The sequence below is a fragment of the Allobosea sp. 10N428 genome (assembly GCF_056394545.1).
Map to the genome: position 1 here is coordinate 230,981 of NZ_JBFTIC010000001.1, position 26,832 is coordinate 257,812.

Here is a 26,832-nt window from a genome sequence, read left to right on the forward strand (position 1 = left end):
TCAAGCGGCCATGACGCGCGTCGTCTCGACGACGTTGCGCAGATAGCCGGACGGGTTCCAGAGCGGCTGCATCGGCTGGGTCTGCCCCTTGGCGTTGGTCGCCTTGACCATCAACTTCTGCTCGCCGGCTGCGACGGAGACGTCCGCCTTCCATTCGCGGAAGGAGTACTTGCCGAGATCGTGCCCGAGGCCGGCCTTGACCCAGGTCTGGCCGCCATCGCCGGAAACCTGGACTTCGGCGATGCCGGAACCACCGTCGAAGGCGATGCCGCGCAGCGCAAGTCTACCAGCCTTGACCTTGGCCCCATCCAGCACATTGGTGATGAACGAGCGGACGGTGAAACGGTTGATCGGAATCGTCGCCACGGGCGCCTTGCCGGGCTCGACGCAGGCGCAGTCATTGTCGGGGATCCGGTAGGCCGTCTTCATCCAGAAGCTGTCGAGCTCCTTGTCCAGCACAGTGATCTCGTTCAGGTGCTTGACCCAATAGGTCCCGTAATAGCCCGGCACGACCAGGCGCAGCGGATAGCCGTTGAGCCAGGGCAGATCGGTTCCGTTCATGGCATAGGCCAGCATGACTTCGCCGTCGCGGGCATGGTCGAGCGCGAGCGCCTTCGTGAAATCGGGCGTATCGGGCGCAACCGGACCGTCGAGGCCGTCGAAGGCCACCTGCACGGCCCCCGGTTGGACACCGGCTCGCTCCAGGACGGCCTTGAGCGAGACGCCGCGCCAGCGCGCGTTGCCCATGGCGCCGTTGCCGAGCTGTCCGCCGGCGACCCGGGGCTCGACGAAGCCGCGGCTGTTGCCGGAGCACTGGTTGACCGCGACGACCTCGACCGCAGGGAAGCTGTTCTTCAATTCGCGCAGCGACAGCGAGAGCGGCTTGGACACCCTACCCTTCACCTCGAGCCGAAACGTTTCCGGGTCGATCTCCAGCGGAATGTCGGCGAGATGGTAACGAACGAAGAAGGCGTCGTTCGGCGTGATCACGCCGTCATTGAAGACCGAGAATGGCGTCTCGAGCTGCGGCGGGCGGGCTGTCTGCTGGATCAGCGGGCGTTTGCCCGGCACTTTGACGAGTTCGCGCTCGCCATTCTGGAAGGGCAATTTGACGGTTTCGGCGGCCAGAGCCGCGAAGCGTGATCCAGCGATCGCGGCGGCTCCCAGCCCCAAAGCCGCACTGCCGGCAGATGTGAGCATCTGTCGTCTGTTCAACATGGCGTTTCTCCCGAGGACACACTCCTCTGGAGATTGAGACGCATCAGAGCGTCGATCTATTCCATATCAAGGAAAGAAAACGGTCAGGCGCCGCAGGGCTGACCGATAGTCGGCACGTCCCTGAGAGCTGCGACCTGCTCGTCGGTCGGCTCCTGCTTCTGACGGATCAGATCGGCGATGACATCGGCGAGCCGATCGAGCCGTGCGGGATCCATGCCCTTGCTCATCAGCGCGTAATCGGCACCGACCGTGCTCCAGGCGCGTATGCGCAATTCATCGCGATCGCTTTTCACCGGCGTCGCACCCCAGCGTCCGGAATGCGGCGCCATCCAGAGCCCCAGCCGGCAGCCATGGGGGCCGCGATAGCCTGCGAGCAGGCCGCCATTGCCGGAGGTCGGATCTAGCGAAAGATAGGTGAGCTCCAAGCCGGAGGCCCGCAAATCCGGAAGGTGTCCGCTCTGCGCTGCGGCGAGATCCACGCGCACGCGTTGCTCGGGCATTGCCGACTGACCTTCTGCTATCCAGTGGCGATGAGCTGACATCGCGGCTGCAAGCCCTCCGTCAGGAGCTTTCGCCGGGCCGGAGAGCAGGGCGAGGAAACCGATGCAAGCCGCGAGCGCCAGAGCGGCGGCGACACGCAGGACCGCTCGCGAACGGCGCCGGGGCGGCAGCATGAATGCGGGCGGCGCCATTTCGGGAGTCAGGCGGCGCGCGACGGCGCGCAGCCGCGACAGCGTTGCCACACGCTCGGCCAGCCGTGGGTCACAGGCGATCGCCGCCGCAACCTCGGCCGCTTCCTCCGCAGAAAGCTCGTCGTCGACATAGGCATTCAGCCTATCGAGGGAAACTCCGCCGTCCCCGGCCGATTCCTCACCGTGCATGACGGCGGCGCCTCGACTGGAGGGGGCGCAGATTCTCGCGCTCGATGACGGCCAGCAATGCCTGCCTCGCCCGGCTCAACCGGCTCATGATCGTCCCTTGCGGCACCCCGAGAATAGACGCGACCTCGCCATAGCTGAAGCCCGCCAGATCGACCAGTTCGACGATCTCGCGGTGGTCGGGCGGTATCCGCTTCAAGGCCTGCCGAACGGTGATTTCGGCGATAAGGCTGTCATCATAGCGATGGTCGAAGCCAGGGCCCTCCTCCACCGCTCCGCTTTCGGGCACATCAGGGATGTGGCGCGCGCGGCGACAATTGTCGATCCAGGCATTGCGGACGATCTTGAACAACCAGGCGCGAACGGCTTCAGGGCGAGGCTGAGCACCCGAGCTCCCGAGTGCCTTGAGAGCGCAGGACTGCACCAGATCCGCGGCAGCGTCGGGATTGTCGGTCAGGCGGAGCGCATAGGAAAAAAGGCTCTTCCAGTTGCTGCGCAACGCTTCTTCGATCATCGCTCGCAGGGTGACACCTCCCGAACCCGATGCCGTGTCGCTCCCGCTGGCAGTGACGCCGCCGGGAGCCTCGATGACCTACGAGATGCCCAGCAGCCGGATCAGGCCGACGCTGACCGCGGCAAGCGCGAGCAGAGAGAGCGAAACCGCTGCTGTTACGCTGCGGCCGGCCCTGGCAACCGCGCGAATGTCGACGCCCAGTCCCAATGCGGCCATCGAGATGATGGTGAGGATGGTCGCAGTTTGAGCGATAGGGGCAAGTGCGGCCTGCGGGATACCGCCGTGCGAACGCAGCGCCGCCATCGCCAGGAAGGCGATGATGAACCAAGGGACGAGCTTGTGCACGGGCACGCCGCGACGGGGCTGGTTCTCTGCGGTGAGGTTATTCGCCTTGGCCTGCGCTCGGCTGCTCAGAATTGAAAGGACGACGACGACCGGTCCAAGCATCAGCACCCGCACGAGCTTGACGAGCGTGCCGATCTGGACGCTTGCGGCCGCTACCGGCGCCGTTGCCGCGAGAACCTGCGGGACGGCGTAGACGGTGAGGCCAGCCAGCACCCCGTATTGGATGTCCGACAGATGCAGCAACGGCACCAGCAGCGGCAGGCCCAGCACCACCAGGACGCCCAGCACAGCTGTGAATGCAATGGACGATGCAACGTCGTGACCGCTTGCGCCGATCACGGGCGCCACCGCCGCGATGGCCGAGTTGCCGCAGATCGAATTGCCGCAGGCGACCAGGACGGCCATGCGCTTGGGCAGGCCGAGCATGCGTCCGATCAGAAAGCTGACGGCAAGCGCGACGGCGACGACTGCGGCGATGCCGACGATCAGGCTCGGGCCGGCTGCGATGATGGCCTCGGCATTCAGTGACGCGCCGAGGAGCACGATCGCGATTTCCAGAACCGTCTTTGACGAGAACGCGATTCCCGGCAGCCAGAACTTCGACGGGGTCCAAAGGGTCCTCACCGTGGTTCCGAGCAGGATGGCCAGCACGAGAGCTTCCAGCCACGCACGCCCCATAAAATGCGCTTCCAGCACTTCAAGGCCGAAGGCCGCAGCGCTGATGAGCACGCAAAGCCCGAAGCCAGGCAGAACTTGCCCGGCTCGCAGCATCGGCGAACGGAAGGGTCCGGAAACGTCATTCATGGATGGGGGCGCCAAGGATAAGAAAAACTATTTCTCTGCGGCACCATCTTTTAGACAATCGATCCAATCAAACGCATTCAATCGAACGTTATGATCTACATCGCCGAACATTTGCGCTGCCCCCCGCTGCGGTGAGCGACCCCGAACGACCATCCGCCTGCCGCGATGACACAGGTCGCACCGAGGCCCTAGCAATCACATGAAGCCTGGGTTTCGCGGCAGATACTGCGTCCACCCGCCATAGCCGGGCGACGCCATCAACAGCATCGGAAAGCTGATACGCATGCCTTGTTTCACTGCAAGGCTTAAGACGCTGTCGCAGGTACCTGGCAGAAAAGCGGAAATCTTCTCGACAGAGCTATCTGCCGCCGATCGCAACGCCGTCGAGAAGGCATCGCGAAGAATGCCAGACCTCGTGACGGCGAGCGGCCCGATATGCCCGCTGGCGCTGATGTAGGCGTAGCCGACGCATTCGCTGCCGGCGTGGAGCAAGACACCCCCGACCGCCGCGTCATTGAGCAGGTGGCGATGATGCTTTTCCCGCGAGATGCCGATGGCGCGTGTATCGATCGCGGCGAGCTTCTCCATGGTGGCAGCGCTGCCGTCGATCGCCGCGGCTCGCAATGGCGGCTCCGGCAACGCCTGCGCCACCCGATCGCGCGCGGCGTTGAACAAGTAGATCGGCATCCTGGGAAAGAGCCCGTGCCGCATATACAGGCCCTGCGAGACGCGATTGAAGGTGAAGGTAATCAACGCCTTGTGAGCCGCCCCTGATTTCCGGGCATGCTCCATGGTTCGTTCCAACAGCTCGTTCCCGATGCCCTCGCCCTGTCGGGCGGGATCGACGAAAAGCTGGGCCAGGAACCAGACATCCCCACAAACCCAGCTCCAGGCGAAGCCGAGCATCGCGCCGCTATCCTCAGCGACCCACAGGCCATCGGGGTCGTCGTTGAGCGAAAACAGCTGAAAGCTCGGGGGGCTGGCCGACGCCATCGGGCCGAAGCCATGACGAATGGTGAGTTCGTTGATGCTGGCCACCACCAGAGCATCGGCAGCTGCCAGATCATTCGCTCGAGCTGGCCTGTAAACAAGCGACATCGTGTCACTCCGGCACAGATTTCCAAGATTGAGAGCGAGCAACCATATCGACCATAGCAGTCTTCATGAGCGCGGTCTCGCGCGCCGCGAAATCTGGTTGCCTCATCCCGGATCGCGATGATCGGCGCGGCAAACCGCATGAGTGGCGCCCGGCGCCGCCCGGCTGCCTCATCGCGCGGGCCGAATTCAGTTGAATACAGGGTCATTTGCGACCATGCTCACTGGAGGTCTTGCGAATCGCAGCCCGTGCACGGCAGCCGCAGCAAGACAATGAATGCACCCACCGCCACGATGGCACGCGTGATGCATCATATCGTCAGGGCGCTAGGCCGCCGCCTGCAGCAGAGAGATGTCGGCCGCCCGAACGCTTGACTGCCCCGACGGCGCAGCGCCGTTGTCGCAGCAGCCGTTCAGGCACTGGACAGGAACTTGCGCGACTATCATCTGTTGAATGTTGAGGGCCGTCGTCGAGGAGACCACCGATCGGTGGATGGCTGCCATGATCGAGAGAGACAGCGAGGTATTCCGCTTATTCTCCGAGGATTATCGGAGCTACTCACAGGAGGAGATGAGCCTGCAGGAATATCTGCTGGCATGTCGCGAAGATAAGTCGATGTATGCATCCGCGGCCGAGCGGATGGTCGATGCGATCGGCGCACCGAAACTTCTCGATACCAGCAAGGATGAGCGGCTGGGTCGGATTTTCGCCAATCGGACCATCAAGATCTATCCTTCCTTCGCCGATTTCTACGGCATGGAGGATACGATCGAGCGGATCGCAGGTTATTTTCGCTATGCCTCGCAAGGGCTGGAGGAGCGCAAGCAGATCCTCTACCTGCTCGGGCCCGTCGGCGGCGGGAAGTCCTCGCTGGCGGAGCGGCTGAAGAAGCTCATGGAGGAGCGGCCGTTCTACACGCTCAAGGTGGGCGGCAAGATCAGCCCTATTTTCGAATCGCCGCTGGGCCTGTTCCATCCCGAGCGCATGGGCGGCCTCTTCGAGGACAAATACGGCATCGCGCGGCGCAGGCTGAACGGCCTCATTTCGCCGTGGGCAGCGAAGCGGCTGGACGAATTATCCGGCGACATCTCCAAGTTCAGCGTGGTTAGGCTGATGCCGTCGCGGCTGCGCCAGATCGGCATCGCCAAGACCGAGCCGGGGGACGAGAACAACCAGGATGTGTCGACGCTGGTCGGCAAGGTGGATATCCGCCAGCTCGAAAATTTCAGCCAGTCGGACCCGGACGCCTACTCCTATAGCGGCGGGCTGAACCGGACGACGCAGGGCCTGCTCGAATTCGTCGAGATGTTCAAGGCGCCGATCAAGGTTCTGCATCCCCTGCTCACCGCGACCCAGGAGGGCAGCTATAACGGCACCGAGAACTTCGGCGCATTCCCCTATCAGGGCATCGTTCTGGCTCACTCCAACGAGTCCGAATGGCTGCAGTTCAAGAGCAACAAGAACAACGAGGCCTTCCTCGACCGCATTATGGTGGTCAAGGTGCCCTATTGCCTGCGCGTCACCGAAGAGCGGGAGATCTACGAGAAGCTGCTGCGCGAGAGCGAGCTTGCCGACAGTCCCTGCGCGCCCGAAGTGCTCGATATTCTCAGCCGCTTCTCGGTCTCGACACGGCTGACCGAATTCGAGAATTCGCCCCTCTATACCAAGATGCGCGTCTATGACGGCGAGAACCTCAAGGAGCTGGAGCCGAAGGCGAAGGCGATCCAGGAATACCGCGACGCCGCCGGAGTCGACGAAGGCATGACCGGCGTGAGCACGCGCTTCGCCTTCAAGATCCTTTCGCAGACATTCAACTACGATACGCAAGAGCTCGCTGCCGATCCCGTGCACCTGATGTACATCCTGGAAGGAGCCATCAAGCGCGAGCAGTTCCCCAAGGAAACGGAAGCGGCCTATCTCGACTTCATCAAGTCGGAACTCGCGACGCGCTACGCCGAATTCATCGGCCACGAGATCCAGAAGGCCTATCTCGAATCCTACGGGGAGTACGGGCAGAACCTGTTCGACCGCTACATCGCCTATGCCGATGCATGGGTGGAAGATCAGGACTACAAGGACCCCGATACCGGCCAGATCCTCAACCGGCAGGTTCTGGACAATGAATTGTCCCAGATCGAGAAGCCGGCCGGCATCGCCAATCCCAAAGATTTCCGTAACGAGGTCGTGAAGTTCACGCTGCGTGCGCGGGCCCGCAACAACGGCCGCAACCCGTCATGGACCAGCTACGAAAAGCTGCGCGAAGTCATCGAGAAGCGAATGTTCGGACAGGTTGAGGACCTGCTGCCCGTCATCAGTTTCGGCTCGAAGCAGGACAGCGTGACCGAGAAGCGGCACCTGGGTTTCGTCGAGCGCATGGTGGAGCGGGGCTATACCGAGCGCCAGGTCCGGCGCCTCGTGGATTGGTACATGCGCGTGAACAAGGCGGGTTAACGTCGGCCCGAGCGGTCCCATGCCCATCTTCATCGACCGTCGATTGAACCCGAAGGACAAAAGCCTTGGCAATCGCCAGCGCTTCCTGCGCCGCGTGCGCACGGAGCTGAAGCGAAACATCCAGGAACAGATCCGAGCCGGGAAGATCGCCGACGCGGATGGTGAGCATGTCGTCTCGGTGCCGGCGAACGAGACGAGCGAGCCGAACTTCCGCGTTGCGAAGGATAGCGGACATCGCCAGTACGTCCTGCCCGGCAACAAGCATTTCTCCGCGGGCGACCGGATGCCGAAGCCGGGCCAAGGCGGCGGAGCCGGATCGGCACCGGGCTCGCAGTCATCCGAGGATGATTTTCGCTTCGTTCTGTCGCGCGAAGAGGTGCTCGACCTGTTCTTCGAGGATCTCGAGCTTCCCGACATGGTCAAGCTCAATCTCAAGGAAATTCTCGCCTTCAAGCCGCGACGGGCCGGCTTTTCGGTGAGCGGGTCGCCGACGAACATCAGCGTCGCGCGCACCATGCGGAACAGTCACGGCCGCCGAATTGCGCTCCGGCGACCCAAACGCGAGGAGCTCGAGGCGATCCTGCGCGAGCTGGCCAGCCTCGACGCCGGCCGGACAGATCCCGAGACCCGCCAGCGCATCGCCGCCTTGCGCGAGGAACTCGACCGGCTGGAACGCCGTCGTCGCGTTATCGCCTTCGTCGACCCGGTCGATATCCGCTTCAACCGTTTTGACCCGCAGCCCCTTCCGAACGCGAAGGCGGTGATGTTCTGCCTCATGGACGTCTCCGGCTCCATGGGCGAACGCGAAAAGGACCTCGCCAAGCGCTTCTTCGTCCTGCTGCATCTGTTCCTGAAGCGCCGCTACGACCGCACCGACATCGTCTTCATCCGCCATACCCATGAGGCCAAGGAGGTGGATGAGGAGACCTTCTTCTACAGCACGCAGAGCGGGGGCACCGTCGTCTCGACGGCGCTGGAGGAGATGCAGCGCATCATCACGCAGCGCTATCCAAGCCGGGAATGGAACATCTATGCCGCCCAGGCGTCGGACGGCGACAACCTCGCCACGGATTCCGATCGCTGCCTCAGCCTGATGGACGGCGAGATCATGCGCCTGTGCCAGTATTTCGCCTATGTCGAGATCATCGACGAGCGCGAGAGCGAGATCTTCGGCTCCACGGACAACGGGACATCGCTCTGGCGTGCTTATCGGACGGTCAGGGACAGATGGCCGAATTTCGACATGAGCCGCATCGCCAAGGCGGCCGACATCTACCCGGTCTTTCGCCAGCTCTTCACGAAGCAACCGGCACTGCAGCGCGACTGAGAGGAGCGCCGATGCCCAGGTACGCGCACAGATCCGACTTGCTGTTTTCCGGCTCCGACTGGAACTTCCAGACCCTCTCGCATGCTTACGACGTCATCGAGGCCGTCGCGAAGGAAGAACTCCACCTCGATATCTATCCGGTTCAGATGGAAGTCATTTCTTCCGAGCAGATGCTCGATGCGTACTCTTCCATCGGCATGCCGCTGATGTATCGCCACTGGTCCTTCGGCAAGCATTTCCTCCATCACGAACTGCTCTATCGCAAGGGTGGGCGCGGCCTCGCCTATGAGCTGGTGATCAACTCCAATCCCTGCATCGTCTATCTGATGGAAGAGAACACCATGGCCTTGCAGGCCCTGGTGACCGCTCACGCGGCATTGGGCCACAACCACTTTTTCAAGAACAACTATCTGTTCCAGCAATGGACGGATGCCAGCGCCATCCTGGGCTATCTCGATTTCGCCAAGGGCTTCATCGCCCGCTGCGAGGAAAGACACGGCGTCGCGGCGGTGGAAGCGATTCTGGATGCCGCGCACGCGCTGATGGACCAGGGCGTGTTTCGCTATCGCCGCCCTCCCAAGCTCTCATCCGACAAGCAGCGCGAAGGGCTGCGCGAGCGGCTGGAGTACGAAGAGCGCTCCTATAACGATCTCTGGCGCACCGTCCCGCGCCCGGCCGATGGCAGCAAGGCCGACGAGGCGGAAGCCAGCGTCGCCGAGCGGAAGAAGGCGCTCAATCTCCCGGAAGAAAACCTCCTCTATTTCCTCGAAAAGAACAGCCTGATCCTCGAGCCCTGGCAGCGCGAGATCCTCAGAATCGTCCGCGTCATCGCGCAGTACTTCTACCCGCAGCGGCAGACGCAGGTGATGAACGAAGGCTGCGCGACCTTCGTGCACTATACGGTCATGAATGCGTTGTTCGACCAGGGCCGGATCAGCGAAGGCGCCATGCTGGAAATCCTGCGCAACCACTCGAATGTCGTCTTCCAGCCTGCCTTCGACGATCCCCGCTTTTCCGGCATCAATCCTTATGCGCTCGGCCTGGACATGATGCAGGACATCCAGCGCATCGCCACCGAGCCCACTTCTGAGGATCGTGACTGGTTTCCCGAAATCGCGGGCAAAGGCGATTGGCGCGCAATCCTGCTCGACGCCTGGGCCAATCACCGCGACGAATCCTTCATGCGCCAGTATCTGAGTCCGGCTCTGATCCGAAAATGGCGGATGTTCGTGCTATCCGACGCGGCCGATGAGCGCTTCTACACCGTAGCGTCGATCCATAACGAACGCGGCTACGAACGGATACGCGCCGCACTCGCCCAGAAATACGACATCGGAACGAGCTATTCAGATATCCAGGTCGTGGATGTGGATCTGCTCGGCCAGAGGCATCTGCGCCTGCAACACCGGATCAATGGCGGCATTCTGCTGGAAAGCGCGAGCTGCGATGCGACGCTGCGCCGTATCCACCAGCTCTGGGGCTATGACGTCGTTCTGGAGGGAGTGGATGCGCAGACGGGAGCGAGGATCTACGAACGGTCCAGCCGTCAGCTAGCGTAACGCCTCCGAGAGGACCGGCCCCTGAACTGCGCTTTTCAGGCGCGCCGGCGCCGGATGGCCGGCAATTCGCGGCCACCTTTCACCAGAACCTCGAAGACGGACCTTAACCGGGCACCCGGTTCGGCGGAATGGGCTGTAGAGCGATGCCTGGTGTCTTGATCCCGCGAAAGGGGGAGCTCGCCCAACCTATCGCAGGTGTCCGTCATTGCTGTCCCCGCGCCCGATCACCAACGGTCATCGTAGTCGCGGCGATAGCCATATGCCGGCGCCCAGGGCGGCGGACCACCATATCGGCGTCCGTAGCCGTATCCGTACCCGCCACCATAGCCGTGACGGCGTTCATAGTAGCGCTGGCGCCCCATATTCTCCTGAATGATCATCAGGCGCTCGCGCTTGGCTTCGCTCATCGTGAATTCGGCCGCCTGCTTGTCGAGGCGCCGCGCAACATCTGCCGGCAGCGCCTCGCTGGCGTGTGCCGACGTCAATGAAGCGGCAATACCGAAGCCAACAAATGCCGTGATTGCTAACCGACGCATGGGAATCTCCCTTTCGCTCTAGCCAGTAGAGCATTCGGTTACGGAACGCGGCCTGAACGGGGTTGTTCGCGTACGTTCATCTTCCAAGCAGCCACTCCGGCTCGGCGTTACCTCAGAAAAGGACGGCTGGCGGCAGCACGCGCTTAGGGAAGCGAAAACGCCGCATGAAGCGCGCATGAAGGCGCACGCTGGAAGGAGGTCTCGGGCGACGGCTCCTCTTCGCGTGGGCGATCAAGGAGCAGCCATACACCGGCCGATCGAATGCCAAACGGTGGGTCGCGGTTCGGCGCCTATCGGGAGCCGGGCAGCAGGAACGGCTCGCCCTTCACAGACACGAAAACGGTCTGTCCGATCTGCGGCCGGTCCATGCTCGAAACCTGCGCGGTGAAACGGATGCCCTCTCCGCCGTGGTTCGTCCGCAGCGTCACAGTGCATTGTGCGCCCCGGAACGCGACGTTCTCGATGAAGGCTTCGTGACCTGGGGCGGTCGGCGACAGCAGGAACTGCTCCGGCCGGAGCATGATCGTGCCTGCCCCGCGGCGGCCGCCGGTCTCGGCTTCGAACTCGCCCAGCCCGCAGGAGACACTCCCCTCCGCGATTTCGGCCTCGAACAGGACGGCATTGCCAAGGAACAGGGCCGTTTCGACATCCGCCGGCCGCCAGTAAAGCTCGGCTGGTCGGCCCGTCTGCACCAACCGGCCCTCCCGCATCACCGCGAGTTGATCGGCAAAGGACAGCGCCTCGCCCTGATCGTGGGTGACAAGGATGGTGGTGATGCCAGCCTTGGCCAGCACGCGCGCAACAGCTTGCCGAACACTCTCGCGCAGCCCTGTATCGAGCGCCGAGAACGGCTCGTCGAGCAGCATCAGCGCCGGCTTCCGGGCCAGTGCGCGGGCAAGCGCAACGCGCTGCTGCTGCCCTCCCGAGAGTTCGTGCGGCCGGCGCTCCAGCATCGCTGGATCAAGCTCGACCAGCTCCATCAGCTCGCGCAAGCGGGCCGCCCGGTCAGGCTCGTTTCGCGGGATGCCGAAGCCCACATTGCCGGCCACGTCGAGATGCGGGAACAAGGCCCCGTCCTGGGCGACATAACCGATCCGGCGCCGATGCGCGGGGGCGATCGCCGGCCCGTCGGCCAGCACCTGCCCGTCGAGCACCACCGTTCCCGCATCGGGCGCTTCGAAGCCGGCGATGACGCGCAGCAGCGTCGTCTTTCCCGACCCGGAAGGGCCTACGATGGCGACGCGGCGGCCCGCCTCCACAGCAAGGGATACGCGATCCAACGCCGCGATGGCGCCATAGCGCTTCGAGACATCCGAGATGACGAGCTGGGTCATGCGCCGAGGGATTTGCGTGCCTGAGCGTGCAGCAGCGCGGTCATCGGCAACGAGAGAAGGATCATCAGCACGGCATAGGGCGCGGCATTCGCATAGTCGAGCTCGCTGGTGAGCGCCCAGAACTCAGTCGCCAGCGTCCGGGTGCCGTTGGGAGCAAGCAGCAATGTCGCGGTCAGCTCGGTCGCCACGCCCATCGCGACCAGCGCCATCGCAGCGGCGACGCCGGGCGCCGCGAGCGGCAGCGTCACCGTCAGAAGCGCGTGGGCCGGGTTGCGGCCGAGCGCCGCCGCGGCGCGCTCCAGTTCGACCGGAACCTGCGCGATGCCTGCACGCAGCCCGACCAACGCGCGCGGCAGGAACATCAGGACGTAAGCGAAGACCACGGTCGCGACGGTCTGGTAGAGCGGCAAGGCGATGCGCACGGTCACGGTGACGAGGGCCAACGCTACCACGACGCCCGGCAGCGCGCCGAGATAGCTATGGCAACTTTCCAGGAAGCGGGTGAACCGGCTAGGCGCGCGCACCGACAGCCACGCCATCGGCAGCGCGGCTGCAGCCGCGACGCAGGCGCCGGCAGCCGCATAGCCCAGCGTCTCGGCAAGGGATGCGGCCAGCGCGTTCTGCCGCCAGACATCCTCGCCCGCGGCCATGAGCCAGCGCGTGAGTGTCAGGATGGGCACGCCGAGACTGAGGGCGGCAAAGGCAAGCGGCAGCGCCAGGGCCGGCAGCCGCCAGCGCCCCAGCCGCTGGCGCGGCGCCGGGCGCGGGGCGCCGGAGCCGAGCCGGGCGTAGCGTGCGCCGCCGCGCAGCAGCCATTCGAGCCCGATGAGGCCGCAGCAGCTCAGCACCAGCACGCCCGCGAGCATGTTCGCCGCCGGGCCGTTATAGCTCGACTGGAACTGGTCGATGATCGCGGTGGTGAAGGTGTCGAAGCGGATCATGGCGTAGAGCCCGTATTCCGCGAGCAGATGCAGCCCGACCAGCAGGCTGCCGCCACAGATCGCCAGCCGCAGCTGCGGCAGAACCACCCGCAGGAGCACGCGCGGCGGAGACTGCCCGAGCGAGGCCGCGACATGCTCGAGTTCAGGGTCGAGCCGGCGAATCTGCGCGGCCACGGGCAGATAAAGGAATGGTAGATAGGCGAGGACCGAAACCAGCACCGCCGCCGCAAGCCCGTGGAAGCGCGGCAGGAGGCTGACCCAGGCGTAGGACTGGACGAAGGCTGGCACTGCGAGCGGTGCGACCGCGAGCCAGGACAGGAATTTCGCGCCGGGCATGTCGCTGCGCTCGGTGAGCCAGGCCAGCGCCACCGCCAGCAGGATCGCGGGCGGCAGCGTGCACAGTTCGAGCAGCAGCGTGTTGACGAGCAGTTCGCCGACGCGCGGCCGCCAGATCAGCGAGAAGGCCGTCTGCCAGCCGGTTTCGATCGCAATCCAGACGATGAATCCCAACGGCAGCAGGGCGCAGACGGAGACGCCCCCGGCGAGCAGCAGCATTGCCCGGCCAGCGAGATTGCGTTGCCGCCTGAGCGGCAAAACCGGCAGAGCCGGCGTATCGACGGACAGAGAAACGGTCATGGGACAATGCGCGTGCGAGGGCATCTCGCACGCGCATTCGATCGACGCAACCGGGTCAGAGCAGGCCGGCGGCGGTCATCAACTCGGTGACCTTCTTGCTGTCGAGCTGCGAGGGCTCGACCTTCGGTGCGTCGAGCTTGGCGATCGGCTCCAGCTTCGGGTTCGAAGCCTCGCCATTGCCGATGGCGTATTCGAAAGAATCGCCCTCGCGCAGCACGGCCTGGCCGTGCTTGCCGGTCATCCACTTCACGAAGGCCTCCGCCTCCTTCTTGTGCTTGCTGGATTCGAGCACGCCCGCGCCCGAAGTGCTCAGGAAGGCGCCGGGGTCCTGGCCGCGGAAATAGTGCAGCCCGACATTGCCACTGTTTTCGCCCGTCTTCGCCTGATCGCCGAAGTAATAATAATGGTAGATCAGCGCGCCCTCGACCTCGCCGGCATTGACCGCCTTCATGGCGACGCTGTTGCCGCGGTAGGCGCTGGAGTTGTCCTTCATCGCCTTGAGCCAGTCGCCCGTGGCCTTCTCGCCCTTGAGAACGAGGAGCGCGCCGACGATCGCCTGGAAGTCGGCGCCCGACGGCGAGGCGGCCCAGCGGCCCTTCCACTTGGCGTCGGCGAGGTCCAGCATCGACTTCGGGAGGTCGGCTTCCTTCAGCTTGCGCTTGTCGTAGACGAAGACGGTGCTGCGCGCGGCAACGCCCGTCCAGCGCCCGCTCGCCGGACGAAACTGCGCCGGAACCTGATCGAGAACGTCCTTGGGCAGCGTCTCGAACAGCCCGGCCTTCTCGACCAGCACCATGGCCGGGGAATTCTCGGTGACGAAGACGTCCGCTGGAGAGGACGCGCCCTCCTGGACGATCTGGTTCGCGAGTTCGGTATCCGACCCCTTGCGGATCGTCACCTTGATGCCGGTCTCCTTGGTGAAGCCGTCGGCCCAGGCCTGCGTCAGGCTGGCATGCTGGGCGTTGTAGACCGTGATTCCGTCCTGAGCCCGAACCGCGTTCGCCGCGGCGAGGGTGACGGCGAGAACGCCGATACGGAGAGCAAGGGACGAGTACGACGCCATGGTAACCTTCTCCTGCCAACGCAGTTCGTGAACTGGGCCGGCGTTAGATTCCCAAGCGTCAAAGCTGTCAATTATTATTGTCTAGTTTATAATCTTTCGAAACAATACGAATCCGCCGACAAGCACTACTTTCGGGGTTCGTTTCACCGCCCTCCCCGGCAAGATCTTCAACGAGCCGGCTATGTCTCGCGGGATGCCTCGACCCCGGCACGCTCAGCGTCGCGATTGTCGCGGACAAGCTGTTCGGCCGCGCCGGACCCCTCGCCGACGACGCCCGCTCACACCGTCCGCGTTACCTTGGCCAAATGGGGCGGCCGATCGGGATCGAGGCCGCGGCTTTTCGCCAGAGTCGCGACCGCGCCGTAAAACGCGCGAACTTGCGCCAGGGGTAGCAGCGGAGCCGGCAGCGCAGGCGGCAGGGGCAGGCTCTTGTCGACACCCTCCTCGCTCGCAACGGCATAGCGCAGGTCCGCGCCGAGCTGCGCCAGGGCGGATGCTGCGGCGCAGACGCTCGCGCTGCCTTCGTCGCCGGGGTCCAGAGCCAGTGCCGGGAAGCCCGGCTCGACCAGAGCCAGCGGGCCGTGCCGCACCTCGGCGGCGCTGAAGGCCTCCGCGTGGATCCGGCAAGTCTCCTTGAACTTGAGCGCGATCTCCTGCGCGATGCCGAAGCTCAGGCCTCGCCCGATCACATAGAGGCTACGCGCCTCGCGCCAGGTCGAGAGAGCCGGTCCCCAGTCGCAGTGCCCGGCAGCGTCGAGCGCTTCGGGCGCCTGCGCCAGCGCGGCGGACAGGGCATCGTCCCGTGTCCATTCGGCCGTGAGATGCAGGAAGGCGAGACAGGTGGCGAGAAAGCTCTTGGTCGCTGCGACGCTGTGCTCCGGCCCGGCCCGCAACGGCACGAGCACGTCTACCATCCCCGCGAGCGGCGAGGCCTCGTCATTGACGAAGCCGACCACGAGCGCGTCAGCACGCTTCGCGGCTTCGGTCAGGCGCAAGGCGTCGGGGCTGCGGCCCGACTGCGACACGGCGATGAACAAGGCACGGGAGAGGTCGAGCTCGCCGCCATAGACCGAAGCGAGGCTGGGTCCGAGCGAGGCGACCGGCAGACCGAGAGCCAGCTCGATCAGATATTTGCCGTAGGTTGCGGCATGGTCCGACGAGCCGCGCGCGCAGGTCGTGACGAAGGCCGGCCGCTTGATGCGCAGGCGCTCGGCCAGATCGACCATGATGGCCGCGTTCTCCGCCCGTTGGCGGAGCGCGACCGCTGCGGACTCGGCCGCTTCCAGGGTAAGCAGTGCTTCAACCATGACGGCGCAAAGGTGTTTCGAGCAGTTGGTCGGCGAGGTGACCCACCTGCCGCGGGTCGAGCCTGCTGCCTGCCCCCCCGACACTCTGCACCGAAAGCGTGCCGCTGACGATGCCCTCGGCGAGCGCACGCGCGGGCGAGCTTCCCGCAAGCCAGGCTGCAAGGAAGCCGGCATTGAAGGCGTCGCCGGCGCCGGTGGTATCGAGCACCTCACGGCAAGGCGCAGCGGGCAGGATGATCTGCTCGCCGCCGTGGTAGAGCCGGGCACCGGCGCCGCCATCCTTGATCGCCACCAAGGCGAAGTGCTCGGCGAGGCGCTGCCCCGCGAGTTCGAGATCGTCGCAGCCGGCGATCACGCAGGCTTCGGCGGCGTTGGGCAGGAAGATATCGATGCCGCTGCATCGCGCGATGAGATCGGGCGAGCGGATGAGCGCGTCGTCCCAGCTCGGATCGAGCGAGACCGTGAGGTTGTGCCGGCGGGCTTCGCTCGCCAGATCGGGAATCTCGGCCAGCGTCGCGAATTCGGCGATGTGGAGATGGCAGGCACGGGTATCGGCGAGTGCTGCCTCCAGTGTCGCCGGGCGTGCCGGGCCGGCACGGCGCGAGAGAAAGGCGCGCTCGCCATCCTTGATCATCGCGACGGTGAGCTGCGGACCGGCATCGGCCGCACATTCGAGAAAGGCGAGATCGACGCCGCTGTCTTCCAGTGCGGGCCGCAGCGCCTGCGAGATCGGGTCCTCGCCGAGGCGCGCGAGCAGGCCGGCCGCCCGGCCGAGCCCGATCAGATGCGCAGCGGTAATGAAGCCGCCGCCACCGGGCACGACGGCGACCTCGTCGGCGAAACGCTCCTCGCCAAGCCGCGGCATGGCCGCCAATCCCCGGAAAACGAGATCGCAATAGAGCCGACCGATGCTCAGCACCAGACCGTCCGACTGTGGTCGATCGGCCATCACAGGGCCTGCTCGCTTTTGGCGTCGAACAGACGCAGCGCCGATGCCGGTGCGCCGAGCCTGACTGCGGCGCCGATGGCAGGCGGCCGCTTGGCCGGCGCCGAGGCAAGCAGGAGGCCGCCCTCGGCCTCGACATGCACGAAGGTCTCTGGCCCGAGCGGCTCGACCACTGCGACCGTCCCGCAGAGAACGAGGTCAGCGCCCTCGCCCGGCTCCAGCACGCGCAACTCCTGCGGGCGGACGCCGACCAGCAGGTCGGCCGGAAGCGGGCCGGACCAGGAGAGCGGGGCCTCGCCGAGCTGGAGGATGCTCCGACCGGCTTCGGAGGTCGCTTTCGCCGGCACGATGTTCATCGTCGGCGAGCCGATGAAACGGGCCGTGAAGACATTCGCCGGCTTCTCGTAAAGTTCCATCGGGGCACCGACCTGCAGGATGCGCCCGTCGCGCATCACCACGATCCGGTCGGCCAGCGTCATCGCCTCGACCTGGTCGTGGGTGACGAAGACGATGGTGGTGCCAAGCCGCTGATGCAGCCGCTTGATCTCGAGCCGCATCTGCCCGCGCAGCTGTGCGTCGAGATTGGAGAGCGGCTCGTCGAACAGGAAGACGGCCGGATCGCGCACCATGGCGCGCCCGATCGCGACGCGCTGACGCTGGCCGCCGGACAGGGCCGAAGGCCGGCGTTCCAGCAACGCGGTCAGGCCGAGCACTTCGCCGACCTCCTCGACGCGCTTGCGCTTCTGCGCCTTGTCGAGCCCGGAGGTGTAGAGGCCGAAGGCAATGTTCTCGGCCACGCTCATATGCGGGTAGATCGCATAGTTCTGGAACACCATCGCGATGTTCCGCTGCTTCGGCTCCAGCTGGTTGACGACGCGCCCCCCGATCGCGATGGAACCGCCGTCGATCTCTTCGAGACCGGCGATCATGCGCAGCGTCGTCGACTTGCCGCAGCCGGAGGGGCCGACGAAGACGACGAACTCGCCATCGCGGATGTCGAGGTCGATGCCGTGCACGACCTGCGTCGGGCCATAGCGCTTGACCAGCTTCTCGATCGCAATCCCGGCCATCAGACGGCTCCTGCCAAGGCGGCGAATGCGCCGTTCAATTCCTGCCGCGCGGCCTCCTCGCGCTGCGCCATCGCGGTGGCGGCGTCCTCGGCTGCAGCAAGCTCGGTGCGATAGCCGGCAAGCGCTGCGCCCAAGGCCTTCGGGCCCGGCCCGCCGAAACGCTCGCGCAGGGCGACGAAGTTCTCCGGCGAGACGGCGAGCGCGAAATCCTCGCGGCTCAGGGCAGGCTCGCGGCCGACGGCATGGCGGAAGGCATTCGCAAAGGCCTCGTAGCCATCCCCCTGCAGGTCGCCATCCTTCGCGACCACGGCGCGCGCGACCGCCGAGGCGATCTCGTGCGCGACGCGGAACGGCAACCCCTCACGGCGCACCAGCGTGTCGGCAAGCTCGGTGATCGTGATGCAGGACCGGCGGATCGTCTCGGCGACACGGCGGCTGTCGACCGTAAGCGTCGGCAGCAGCGCGGCGAGCAGATCAAGCACGCGCCCACCCGTCTCGAAGGCCTGATAGCCCGCTTCCTGGGTCTCGCCCTCGCTGTCGTTCATGTCGGTGAAGGGCGTGTTGTGGACGATGTCGCGGGCCATGCGGGCGCGGCTCATCGTCTGCGAGGAGAGGTGGCGCAGATGTTCGATCGGCACCGGATTGCGCTTCTGCGGCATGATCGACGAGATCTGCACGAAGGCATTGGGAACATAGATCTGCCCGACCTCGAAGGCGGTCCAGAACTGCAGGTCCTGAACCACGCGGCCGAGATGCAGGAAGACGAGTTCGACCGCGCTGAAGACGCTGGTCACGTAGTCGACCGCGGCGATGCAGCCATAGGAGTTCTGCAGCGGCGCCTTGAAGCCGAGCAGATGCGCGACGCGGTGACGATCGAGCGGGAAGCCGGATGTGGTGATCGCGGCGGCGCCCATCGGGCAGAGATCGAGGAGTTCGCGTGCCTGCATCAGGCGCTGATGGTCGCGCAGCATCACCTCGATGGCGGCGGCGAGATAGTGTCCGAGCGTCGAGGGTTGGGCCGGCTGACCGTGGGTATAGGCAACGATCAGCGTCGCCTTTTCGCGCTCGGCCAGCGTCAGCGCGGCGGCAATGACGGCGCGCAGACGTTGGCTTAGCCGGTCGAGCCGTGGCTTCAGCGCCAGCTTGAACAAGGTGTGGTCAATGTCGTTGCGGGACCGGCCGGTGTGCAGCCGGCCGTCATCCTCCGGTTTCAGGCGCTTGCGCAGCTCGGCCTCGACCAGGAAGAAATAATCCTCGACCTCGCCGGTGTAGCTGAGCGTCGCGGGATCGATTTCCTGCTCGATCGCAGTGAGGGCTCGGGCGATCTCCGCAGCCGTCTCACGGGGGAGAATGCCTGTCTCGGCCAGCATGAGGAGATGTGCGCGGTCGATGGCGCGGAAACCCTCGACATGATGGGTCCTCGCCCCGTCGAAGAGCGGGCGCAGCACCGTCTCCTTGTAGACCGGGTCGGGAAAAACGGAGCTGTCGCGCAGGCGCGGATCGGTGTTGTCGGTCATATCGGACTTACCCCTTCAGCCCGGCGAGCACGACACCGCGGACGATGTAGCGCTGCAGCACCAGGAAGACGGTGAGCGTCGGCAGGGTCGCAAGCGCCGCCCCCGTCATGATCAGCTCCCATTGCACCTGCGCCTCGACGGCGAAGCTCGTGAGGCCGACAGGGAGCGTGTAGAGTTCCTTGCTCGTGGTCACGATCAGCGGCCAGATGAAGGCCGTCCAGTTGCTCAGGAAGGTGAAGATCGCGAGCGCCGAGAGCGCCGGCGTCACCAGCGGCATGGCGATACGCCAGAAGATTGCGAACTCGTTGAGGCCGTCGACGCGCGCCGCCTCGAGGAAGTCGTTCGGCACCGTCTCGAAGAACTGCTTCATCAGGAAGGTGCCGAAGGCGGTCATCATGCCCGGGAACATGATGCCCCAGTAGCTGTCGAGCCAGCCGAAGTTCTTGGCCATGACGTACCAGGGGATGACCAGCATCTCCGTCGGAATCATCAGGGTCGAGAGGATGGCGATGAAGACGAGATAGCGACCGCGGAACCGGAACTTCGCCAGCGTGTAGCCGACAAGGCTGTCGAAGAAGACGTTGGAGAGCGTCACGACGGCCGCGATGCCGAAGGAATTCGCGAACCAGCGCAGGAAACGGCCGTCAGAGAGAACCGTGACGTAGTTCTCGAGCGTCGGATGGGCCGGGAAGAAGGCGAGATCGTAGATCTCGGAGGAATCCTTCAGCGAGGTCGCGAACATGAAGGCAAGCGGCGTCACCATCATGAGGCCCCCGCCGAAGAGCAGCAGCCAGGCGAGGATGCGACCCGGCGTGGTGCGGCCGGAGAGAGACGAGGCGACTGCGCTCATCAGCGATCCCTCAGCAGGCGCAGCTGCAGCAGCGAGACGCAGAGCAGGACGAGGAAGAGCACGACGGTCTGGGCGGCGGCATAGCCCATGTCGAACGAGGAAAATGCAGTCTGGTAGATCATCAGCACGAGCGGCTTGGTCGCGTTCAGCGGCCCGCCGGGATCGCTGCTCGTCTGGCTGGTCATGTTGTAGACCTGATCGAAGATCCGCAGGAATCCGATCGAGGAGAAGACGACGAGGAAGATGATCGTCGGCTTGAGCAGCGGCAGGGTGATCCGCCTGAGGATGGCGAAATCGGGGAGCCCGTCGATGCGCGCCGCCTCGTAATAGGTGGTCGGGATCGCGCGCAGGCCGGCGAGGAAGATCACCACCTGGAAGCCCAGCCCCGCCCAGATCGCCGGGGCGAGCACGGCCGGCAGCGCCTGCGTCGTCGAGCGCAGGAAGGGCTGCTGCGCGATGCCGAGCCCGGCGAGCAAATTGTTGAACAGGCCGATCGGCACCGGCTGGTAGAACCAGCGCCAGACCCAGGCCATCGCCGCCGCCGTGGTGAGGAAAGGCAAGAAATACAGCGCCCGGATGAAACCGTGCATGAAGCGGACACGGTCGAGGTGATAGGCGATCACGAAGGACAGGATCAGGCTCAGCGGCGTGCCGATGATCAGGTAGAGGAAGGTGTTCGCGAACACTTTCCAGAACACGGGATCGCTCAGCAGGCGCTCGAAATTGGCGAGGCCGACGAAGGTCGGCGGCGTCATCAGGTTCCACTTCGTGGTCGAGATCACGAAGGCCTCGAGCGTCGGATAGAAGCGGACCAGCCCGTAGAACAGGATCGGCACGGCCAGGAAGGTCCAGGCCCAGACGACCTGCTTCTGCCGCAGGCTGAGGCCCAGCCAAAGGCGGCCCTGCGCCCTGTGGTTCTGTGTCGAGAGACTCATCTGCGCGGTATCCGTTGGCCCATCCGCCCGTCATTCCGGGCGGAGCGGAGCGAAGGCCCGGAATCCATCATAAGGCTGCACGCTACAATGGATTCCGGCGCTGCGCGGCTTTCGCCGCTTGTCCGGAATGACGAGATCGTCCCGGTCAGGCTCTCACTTCTTGTAGAAGCGGTCGAGGATCGCCTGCTCGGCCTTGGCGGCCTCGGCAAGTGCCGCCTTGGGCTCCTGGTTCTGGAGCAGAACGCGGTTGGCCATGTCGAGGATCACCTGGCGCTGCGGCATCTCGTCGACGAAAACCGTCGCCTGCGAATAGTTCAGCGCCTTGAGGAACGGGCCGTAGACGGGATGGGCGAGGTTCTTCTCGGTCTCGGCGGCTGACTTGCGCGCCGGCAGCTCGCCGACCGTCTCCAGCCAGAGCTGCATCGATTCCGGTGAGGTGACGAAGGCCATGAATTTCTTGGCCGCCTCGAGTTTCTCGCCGGTCGGCTTCGTGGTGATGGCATTGACCCAGTAGCTGGCGAAGTTCGACTTCGTCCCGTCCGGGCCAGCCGGCAGCTCTGCGACGCCCCACTCGAAATTCTTGATGCCGCCGAAGGCACCTAGGCGGAACGAGCCGTCGATTGTCATCGCCGCACGGCCGGCGCGGAAGGCAGCCTGCCCTTCGTCCATGAAGCCGGCGAGCCCGACCTTGTGGACGCGCTGGAGATCGGCATACCAAGCCAGCGACTTGGCGCCGGCCTCGCTGTCATAGGTGACGGTTTTGTTGTCGTCGGAATAGGGTTTGCCGCCCATCTGGCGCAGCAGCACCTCGCGCCACCAGTGATAGTCCTGGCCGGGGATGTCGAGCGTCACGCCGGCTTGCAGCATGTTGCCGGCGCCGTCGCGCTTGGTGGTCTTCTTGGCGACGTCGAGGAACTCGTCGAGCGTCTTCGGCGGCTTGGCCGGATCGAGACCCGCCTCCTGGAAAATCTTCTTGTTGTAGAACAGCGCCAGCGAGCGCACCGCCGTGGGCAGGCCGTAATACTCGCCATCGCGCTTCATCGCCGAGACGATCGGATAGAATTCCTTCTCGATCATCTCCGGCGGGAAGGCGTCGCGCGGCAGCGGCCGGATGACCTTGCCGGCGATGAAGTTGTCGACCCAACCGTAGAAGAGCTGGACGACGTCCGGCCCCTGGCCGGCGGGCGCCGCCGCGACGATCTTGGTCTGGTAGTCGGCATAGGGGAAGGTCGTGTGCTTGACCTTGATGTTCGGATTGGCGGCCTCGAAGCGCTTGATCAGCTCGTTCATCGCCTTGACGCGAGCGTCGAACACATACTGCCAATATTCGATCTCGACCGCCTGGGCGCGGGCGCCGGCGATGGCGCCGACCGACATCAACATGCCCAGGAACAATCCGCGAAAGCCGCGCATGGCCTCTCCCCTCTGGTTACGACGCCCGTTTCATCTGCTCCCCGGCAGGCTGGGCTGTCTGGCGCCATGCTTTTCCCGGCGCAGGATTGCTGTCAACCTATTAATTCACTTGAATTGAATTAATAGCCGTCGCAGCTTGCTCGAACGAAGAAGCCCGGTTTCCGATGCCGCACCGCAAGCCCCCTGCAGCGCACAGCGCCGCCCTCGGCGCCAACCCCGAAAGGGCGCGCCACCACAACCGCCGCGTTGTGCTCGAGACCTTGCGACAGCATGGCCGGCTCGGCCGCTCGGACATCGCCCACCTGACCCGGCTGACCGCCCAGACCGCCTCGAACATCGTCGCCGAGTTGCTGGACGAGGGATATCTGATCGAGCTGGGCCGACGGCGCACGGCGCGGGGCCAGCCGCCGGTCGAGTTCGCGATCAATGCCGATGGCGGCCTGACCGCCGGCATGGAAATCGCCGCGGACCACATCACCACGGTGCTGGTCGACCTGACCGGGGACGTCAGGGCGCAGCGCGTCGCCCCCCTCCCCGACCTGGCCGTGGAGGCGGTGCAAGCACTGGCTGCGGGCGAGCTGGCGCGGGCGCGGGCGACGCCGGGACTGCCGGAGCGACTGCTCGGCTGCGGCGTGGTGATGCCCGGTCCTTTCGATTTCGAGGGCACACTCACCGTCGGCTCGACGGCGCTGCCGGGCTGGACCGGCCATGATGTCACGGCGCTGATGAGCGCGGCGCTCGGCGCCCCCGTCACCATCGAAAACGACGCCACCGCCGCGGCGGTCGGCGAACATCTCTACGGGATCGGCCGCAATCTGCGGCATTTCTGCCTGGTCTATTTCGGCCTCGGTCTCGGCCTTGGGTTGATGTTCGACGGCGAGCCCTATCGCGGCGCCTTCGGCAATGCCGGCGAGATCGGCCATATTCCGGTGGTGCCGCATGGCGAGGCCTGCATCTGCGGCCGCCAGGGCTGCCTCGAACGCTATGTCTCGCCGCCGGCGCTGCGGGACGCGTTGCGCCGCGCCGGCATCGACCGGATCGATGCCGACGGAATCGCGCGCCTCCATGCCGAGGGGCATCCCGTCATGACGGGCTGGATCGCGCAGGCGGGGTCGTTGCTCGCTCCGGTGCTGGGGTTGCTGGAGAATCTGTTCGATCCGGAGACCATTGTGCTTGGCGGCGCGCTGCCGGACAGCATCATCGATGCGCTGATCGCGGCCGCCGGTCCGTTGCCGCTCTCCGTAGCACGGCGTGGCGATCGCTCCGTCCCGCGTGTCCAGCGCGGCGCCACCGGCCAATTCACCGCAGCGCTCGGCGCGGCGGCGCTGCCGCTCCTTGACGCGACGGCGCCGCGGCTCGTGCGCAACCCGACAAATGCCGACGAAGGCGAGCCAGCGGCGGCCGACGGCTCTTCGCCATCCTGAGCGCGGACAGGCCGACGCGCACACGCACCCAGAGCAGCCAAGCTCGGCAGCCAGATGCGCGCGATGACCGCGGCGGGCACCCGCCGAATAGCGTGATGGCGATGGCGGAGAACGCCTAGACGGCCCGGCTGTAGCGGCGCGGCGACTGTTCGACATAAGCATCGAAAACCGACGCGACCTTGCGCACGAACAGGCGCGCATTCTCCGGGAGCAGCACGCGGCTGCCGTCAAAGTCGACCACCCCCTCCGACGCCAATTGATCGAGGGCGCGCAGCGCAGGGGTCAGCACCTGGGGATCGACAGGGTGCCGCGCGCAGACCGCGTCGATATCCACTGCGAGATCGCACATCACGCGCTCGATCAGTTCGGCCCGCAGGCGATCCTCGGCGCTCAAGCGGTAGCCCCTGGCTGTGGGCAGCACGCTCTCGGCGATGCGCTCCGCATAGCGGCCGGTGACCACCTCGTTCTGGACATAGCCCTGCGGCAACCGCCCGATCGCCGATGCCCCAAAGCCGATCAGCGCCTCGCAGGGATCGGTTGTATAGCCCTGGAAGTTGCGGCGGAGCCGGCCTTCCGGCAGCGCCCGGGCCATCGCATCGTCCGGCCGGGCGAAATGATCGAGCCCGATGCGGACATAGCCGGCCGCGGCGAGGCTGCGCGCCATCGCCTCCGCCTGCTCGTGCCGCGCTAGTCCGCCGGGCAGGTCCTCGGTGGCGATCCGGCGCTGATGCTTCTTGAATTCCGGGACATGGGCGTAGCCGAAGATCGAGAACCGGTCGGGTCGCATCGCCAGGCATTGCTCGACGGTGTCGAGGCAGGATTGCAGCGTCTGCTGCGGCAGGCCGTAGATCAGGTCGAAGCTGATGGCGCCGATTCCCGCCTCGCGAAGCCCCGCGACCACGGCGGCGGTCTGCTCGATGCTCTGAATGCGGTTGATCGCCTTCTGCACGGCGGGGTCGAAGCTCTGCACCCCGAGGCTCGCGCGGTTCACGCCGGCAGCGGCCAAGGCGGCAGCCATGGGCGGTTCGAGGCGGCGCGGATCGATCTCCACCGCGATCTCGGCGTCGGGGTGGACGGTGAAATGCCGGCGCAGCAATCCGACCAGCGCGACGAAATCCGCCGGCTCGAGGATCGTCGGGGTGCCGCCGCCGAAATGGATGTGACGCACGTCGACGGGAGAGGAAAGGTGCTCGGCCACCAAAGCGATTTCGCCGCGCAGCGCGGCGAGATAGTCGATGATCGGGCCGTTGCGCAGCGCCACGGTGGTGTGGCAACCGCAATACCAGCACATCGAGCGGCAGAACGGGACGTGCAGGTAGAGCGACGTGGTCGTCCCGGCCGCGAGCGTCTTCAGCCACTTCGCATAGGATGACCCGTCCACTTCCGCGTGGAAGTGAGGGGCTGCCGGGTAGCTGGTGTAACGCGGCAGCCGCTCGTCTCGATATGGCGTGGCCTGCATGGCGCGGCTCCAGTCGACGTTCAATCGAGCCCTTGGTTAGTCGTCAGGCCGATCCTCGTCTTTGACATGCGGCAAACAGCGCTTTGTCAGCCTGCTTCCATACGGGCGTCGGTTAGAGACCGTTTGGAAACTCCAGCCCTCATCTTGAGGAGCGCCGTAAGGCGCGTCTCGAAGGATGGTCCAGAGGGTTCAGGAGCCTGGAGCATCCTTCAAGACGCCATTCCCAAGGGAATGGCTCCTCAGGATGAGGGCTCAGTGAATTTTCTAACGGGCTCTTGGGGCCTGTCAGCGGGTCCAAGCTCCTGCGCCGCAACGGTTCGCACCGCCAGTGTGAGCTGGTCGAGCAGCCGGGCCGCCAATCGCGTGCGCTGCCAGTAGAGAGCGACTCCGATCCGCTTCTGAGGCGGCAGCTCGATCAGGCGGCCGGCGGCAACCAGCGGGCTCGCGAGGGGCACGGGCGCCATCGACCATCCAAGCCCGGCAAGCGTCATATCCAGCATGCCCTGGGTCGATGGCGTCCAGTGAATGGGCGGCGAGATCGTCGCTCCCCATGCCTCCCGCGCCCAGCGAGACTGCAGTTCATCGCGACGGTCGAAGCGCATCATCGGCGCACGCTGCAAGCTCGATGTGTCGACGCCCGCCGGAAAATGCCTGCTCGCAAATGCCGGACTGGCCACGGCCAGGTATTCGACGATGCCGAGCGGATGAATCTTGCAGCCGACGACGGGGGCCGGGTCAGCCGTCACCGCCGCCAGGACATCGCCGCTGCGAAGCCGCTCGGCAGTATGGGCCTCGTCGTCCAGAACAAGATCGAGCAAGCCACCTGTTTCAGCCGCAAATTGAGCTGCTGCCCGGGGAAACCATGTGCTGACGCTGTCGGCGTTGACCGCGACACGCACCGCATAGGAGCCGGTTTCCCGACCGGCCGTCAGCCCGGGCAGAGCGCCGACGACTTCGGTCTCGATGAGCCGGACCTGCTCGACATGGGCGCATAGCCTCGCGCCGATCTCCGTGGGGCGGCAGGGCGAACCTCTCGTCAGCAGGATTGCTCCAAGTCGCTCCTCCAATCCTTTCACGCGCTGCGAGACAGCCGAGGGCGTGACGCCCAGCGCTGCCGCCGCCTTCTCGAAACTGCCTTCGCGTGCGACCGCGGCAACCGCTGCCAGTGCCTGATAATCGAGCATTAGCGAACCTAAATCGCCATGAGTG

22 protein-coding genes are annotated in these 26,832 nt (G+C 65.3%); 4 read left to right on the forward strand and 18 right to left on the reverse strand.

Annotation, left to right across the window (positions count from 1 at the left end; translation table 11 throughout):
* The 5 genes from sorA to AC1DDA_RS01115 form a co-directional block, all read right to left on the reverse strand.
* Entirely contained in the window at window positions 1–1,218 is a 1,218-nt protein-coding gene (gene sorA, locus AC1DDA_RS01095) for a SorA family sulfite dehydrogenase catalytic subunit (RefSeq protein ID WP_476794285.1), read from the reverse strand.
* 83 nt (window positions 1,219–1,301) lie between these two features.
* Window positions 1,302–2,099, reverse strand: coding sequence for an anti-sigma factor family protein (locus tag AC1DDA_RS01100; RefSeq protein ID WP_476794286.1), 798 nt, complete (start codon window positions 2,097–2,099; stop codon window positions 1,302–1,304).
* Window positions 2,089–2,610 carry an RNA polymerase sigma factor gene (locus AC1DDA_RS01105; RefSeq protein WP_476794287.1) on the reverse strand — a complete coding sequence of 174 codons (522 nt, stop codon included), beginning with the start codon at window positions 2,608–2,610 and terminating at the stop codon, window positions 2,089–2,091. Before AC1DDA_RS01105 ends, AC1DDA_RS01100 begins: the two co-directional genes overlap by 11 nt.
* 78 nt (window positions 2,611–2,688) lie before the next feature.
* The gene (locus AC1DDA_RS01110) at window positions 2,689–3,726 is read right to left on the reverse strand and encodes a YeiH family protein (protein WP_476795111.1); all 1,038 of its coding nucleotides are present in this window, start codon (window positions 3,724–3,726) and stop codon (window positions 2,689–2,691) included.
* Between the two features lie 228 nt (window positions 3,727–3,954).
* Complete coding sequence (locus AC1DDA_RS01115) at window positions 3,955–4,857, reverse strand: GNAT family N-acetyltransferase (RefSeq protein ID WP_476794288.1); 903 nt, start codon at window positions 4,855–4,857, stop codon at window positions 3,955–3,957.
* A gap of 499 nt (window positions 4,858–5,356) precedes the next feature.
* On the opposite strand from AC1DDA_RS01115, the gene AC1DDA_RS01120 reads away from it, so the two are divergent.
* The 3 genes from AC1DDA_RS01120 to AC1DDA_RS01130 are packed head-to-tail and all read left to right on the forward strand — an operon-like array spanning window position 5,357 to window position 10,192.
* Complete coding sequence (locus tag AC1DDA_RS01120) at window positions 5,357–7,306, forward strand: PrkA family serine protein kinase (RefSeq protein ID WP_476794289.1); 1,950 nt, start codon at window positions 5,357–5,359, stop codon at window positions 7,304–7,306.
* Window positions 7,307–7,325: 19 nt separating this feature from the next.
* Window positions 7,326–8,633 carry a YeaH/YhbH family protein gene (locus AC1DDA_RS01125; RefSeq protein ID WP_476794290.1) on the forward strand — a complete coding sequence of 436 codons (1,308 nt, stop codon included), beginning with the start codon at window positions 7,326–7,328 and terminating at the stop codon, window positions 8,631–8,633.
* Window positions 8,634–8,644: 11 nt separating this feature from the next.
* Window positions 8,645–10,192 (forward strand): SpoVR family protein, encoded by a 1,548-nt coding sequence (locus AC1DDA_RS01130; protein WP_476794291.1) that lies wholly within the window; start codon window positions 8,645–8,647, stop codon window positions 10,190–10,192.
* Window positions 10,193–10,416: 224 nt separating this feature from the next.
* On the opposite strand, the gene AC1DDA_RS01135 is transcribed toward AC1DDA_RS01130, so the two are convergent.
* From AC1DDA_RS01135 to AC1DDA_RS01185, 11 genes are all read right to left on the reverse strand, one after another.
* A complete protein-coding gene (locus tag AC1DDA_RS01135; RefSeq protein WP_476794292.1) occupies window positions 10,417–10,728 on the reverse strand; it encodes a hypothetical protein in 312 nt (103 codons plus the stop codon).
* A 290-nt stretch (window positions 10,729–11,018) separates the two neighbouring features.
* Window positions 11,019–12,062, reverse strand: a complete 1,044-nt coding sequence (locus AC1DDA_RS01140) for an ABC transporter ATP-binding protein (protein WP_476794293.1) — start codon at window positions 12,060–12,062, stop codon at window positions 11,019–11,021.
* Entirely contained in the window at window positions 12,059–13,639 is a 1,581-nt protein-coding gene (locus AC1DDA_RS01145; protein ID WP_476794294.1) for an ABC transporter permease, read from the reverse strand. The genes AC1DDA_RS01140 and AC1DDA_RS01145 overlap by 4 nt, the downstream gene beginning before the upstream one ends.
* Window positions 13,640–13,694: 55 nt before the next feature.
* Window positions 13,695–14,702, reverse strand: coding sequence for an iron ABC transporter substrate-binding protein (locus AC1DDA_RS01150; RefSeq protein WP_441511433.1), 1,008 nt, complete (start codon window positions 14,700–14,702; stop codon window positions 13,695–13,697).
* 278 nt (window positions 14,703–14,980) lie between these two features.
* A complete protein-coding gene (locus AC1DDA_RS01155) occupies window positions 14,981–15,928 on the reverse strand; it encodes an SIS domain-containing protein (protein WP_476794295.1) in 948 nt (315 codons plus the stop codon).
* Between the two features lie 73 nt (window positions 15,929–16,001).
* Window positions 16,002–16,958, reverse strand: a complete 957-nt coding sequence (locus tag AC1DDA_RS01160) for a carbohydrate kinase family protein (RefSeq protein WP_476794296.1) — start codon at window positions 16,956–16,958, stop codon at window positions 16,002–16,004.
* Window positions 16,958–18,025, reverse strand: coding sequence for an ABC transporter ATP-binding protein (locus AC1DDA_RS01165; protein ID WP_476794297.1), 1,068 nt, complete (start codon window positions 18,023–18,025; stop codon window positions 16,958–16,960). The genes AC1DDA_RS01160 and AC1DDA_RS01165 overlap by 1 nt, the downstream gene beginning before the upstream one ends.
* The gene (argH, locus tag AC1DDA_RS01170) at window positions 18,025–19,542 is read right to left on the reverse strand and encodes an argininosuccinate lyase (RefSeq protein ID WP_476794298.1); all 1,518 of its coding nucleotides are present in this window, start codon (window positions 19,540–19,542) and stop codon (window positions 18,025–18,027) included. The genes AC1DDA_RS01165 and argH overlap by 1 nt, the downstream gene beginning before the upstream one ends.
* A 7-nt stretch (window positions 19,543–19,549) precedes the next feature.
* Complete coding sequence (locus tag AC1DDA_RS01175; protein WP_476794299.1) at window positions 19,550–20,392, reverse strand: carbohydrate ABC transporter permease; 843 nt, start codon at window positions 20,390–20,392, stop codon at window positions 19,550–19,552.
* Window positions 20,392–21,327, reverse strand: a complete 936-nt coding sequence (locus tag AC1DDA_RS01180; protein WP_476794300.1) for a carbohydrate ABC transporter permease — start codon at window positions 21,325–21,327, stop codon at window positions 20,392–20,394. The genes AC1DDA_RS01175 and AC1DDA_RS01180 overlap by 1 nt, the downstream gene beginning before the upstream one ends.
* Window positions 21,328–21,480: 153 nt before the next feature.
* Complete coding sequence (locus tag AC1DDA_RS01185; protein WP_476794301.1) at window positions 21,481–22,740, reverse strand: extracellular solute-binding protein; 1,260 nt, start codon at window positions 22,738–22,740, stop codon at window positions 21,481–21,483.
* A 164-nt stretch (window positions 22,741–22,904) separates the two neighbouring features.
* On the opposite strand from AC1DDA_RS01185, the gene AC1DDA_RS01190 reads away from it, so the two are divergent.
* Window positions 22,905–24,164: an ROK family transcriptional regulator gene (locus AC1DDA_RS01190; protein WP_476794302.1), complete on the forward strand. Its 1,260-nt coding sequence runs from the start codon at window positions 22,905–22,907 to the stop codon at window positions 24,162–24,164.
* A gap of 115 nt (window positions 24,165–24,279) precedes the next feature.
* Here the strand turns inward: AC1DDA_RS01190 and hemN are convergent, their stop codons facing one another.
* Together hemN and AC1DDA_RS01200 are read right to left on the reverse strand one after the other, a co-directional pair.
* On the reverse strand, window positions 24,280–25,623 hold the full coding sequence (gene hemN, locus AC1DDA_RS01195) for an oxygen-independent coproporphyrinogen III oxidase (RefSeq protein WP_476794303.1): 1,344 nt from the start codon (window positions 25,621–25,623) through the stop codon (window positions 24,280–24,282).
* A gap of 239 nt (window positions 25,624–25,862) precedes the next feature.
* Window positions 25,863–26,807: a LysR family transcriptional regulator ArgP gene (locus AC1DDA_RS01200; protein WP_476794304.1), complete on the reverse strand. Its 945-nt coding sequence runs from the start codon at window positions 26,805–26,807 to the stop codon at window positions 25,863–25,865.
* Between the last annotated feature and the right edge of the window lie 25 nt (window positions 26,808–26,832).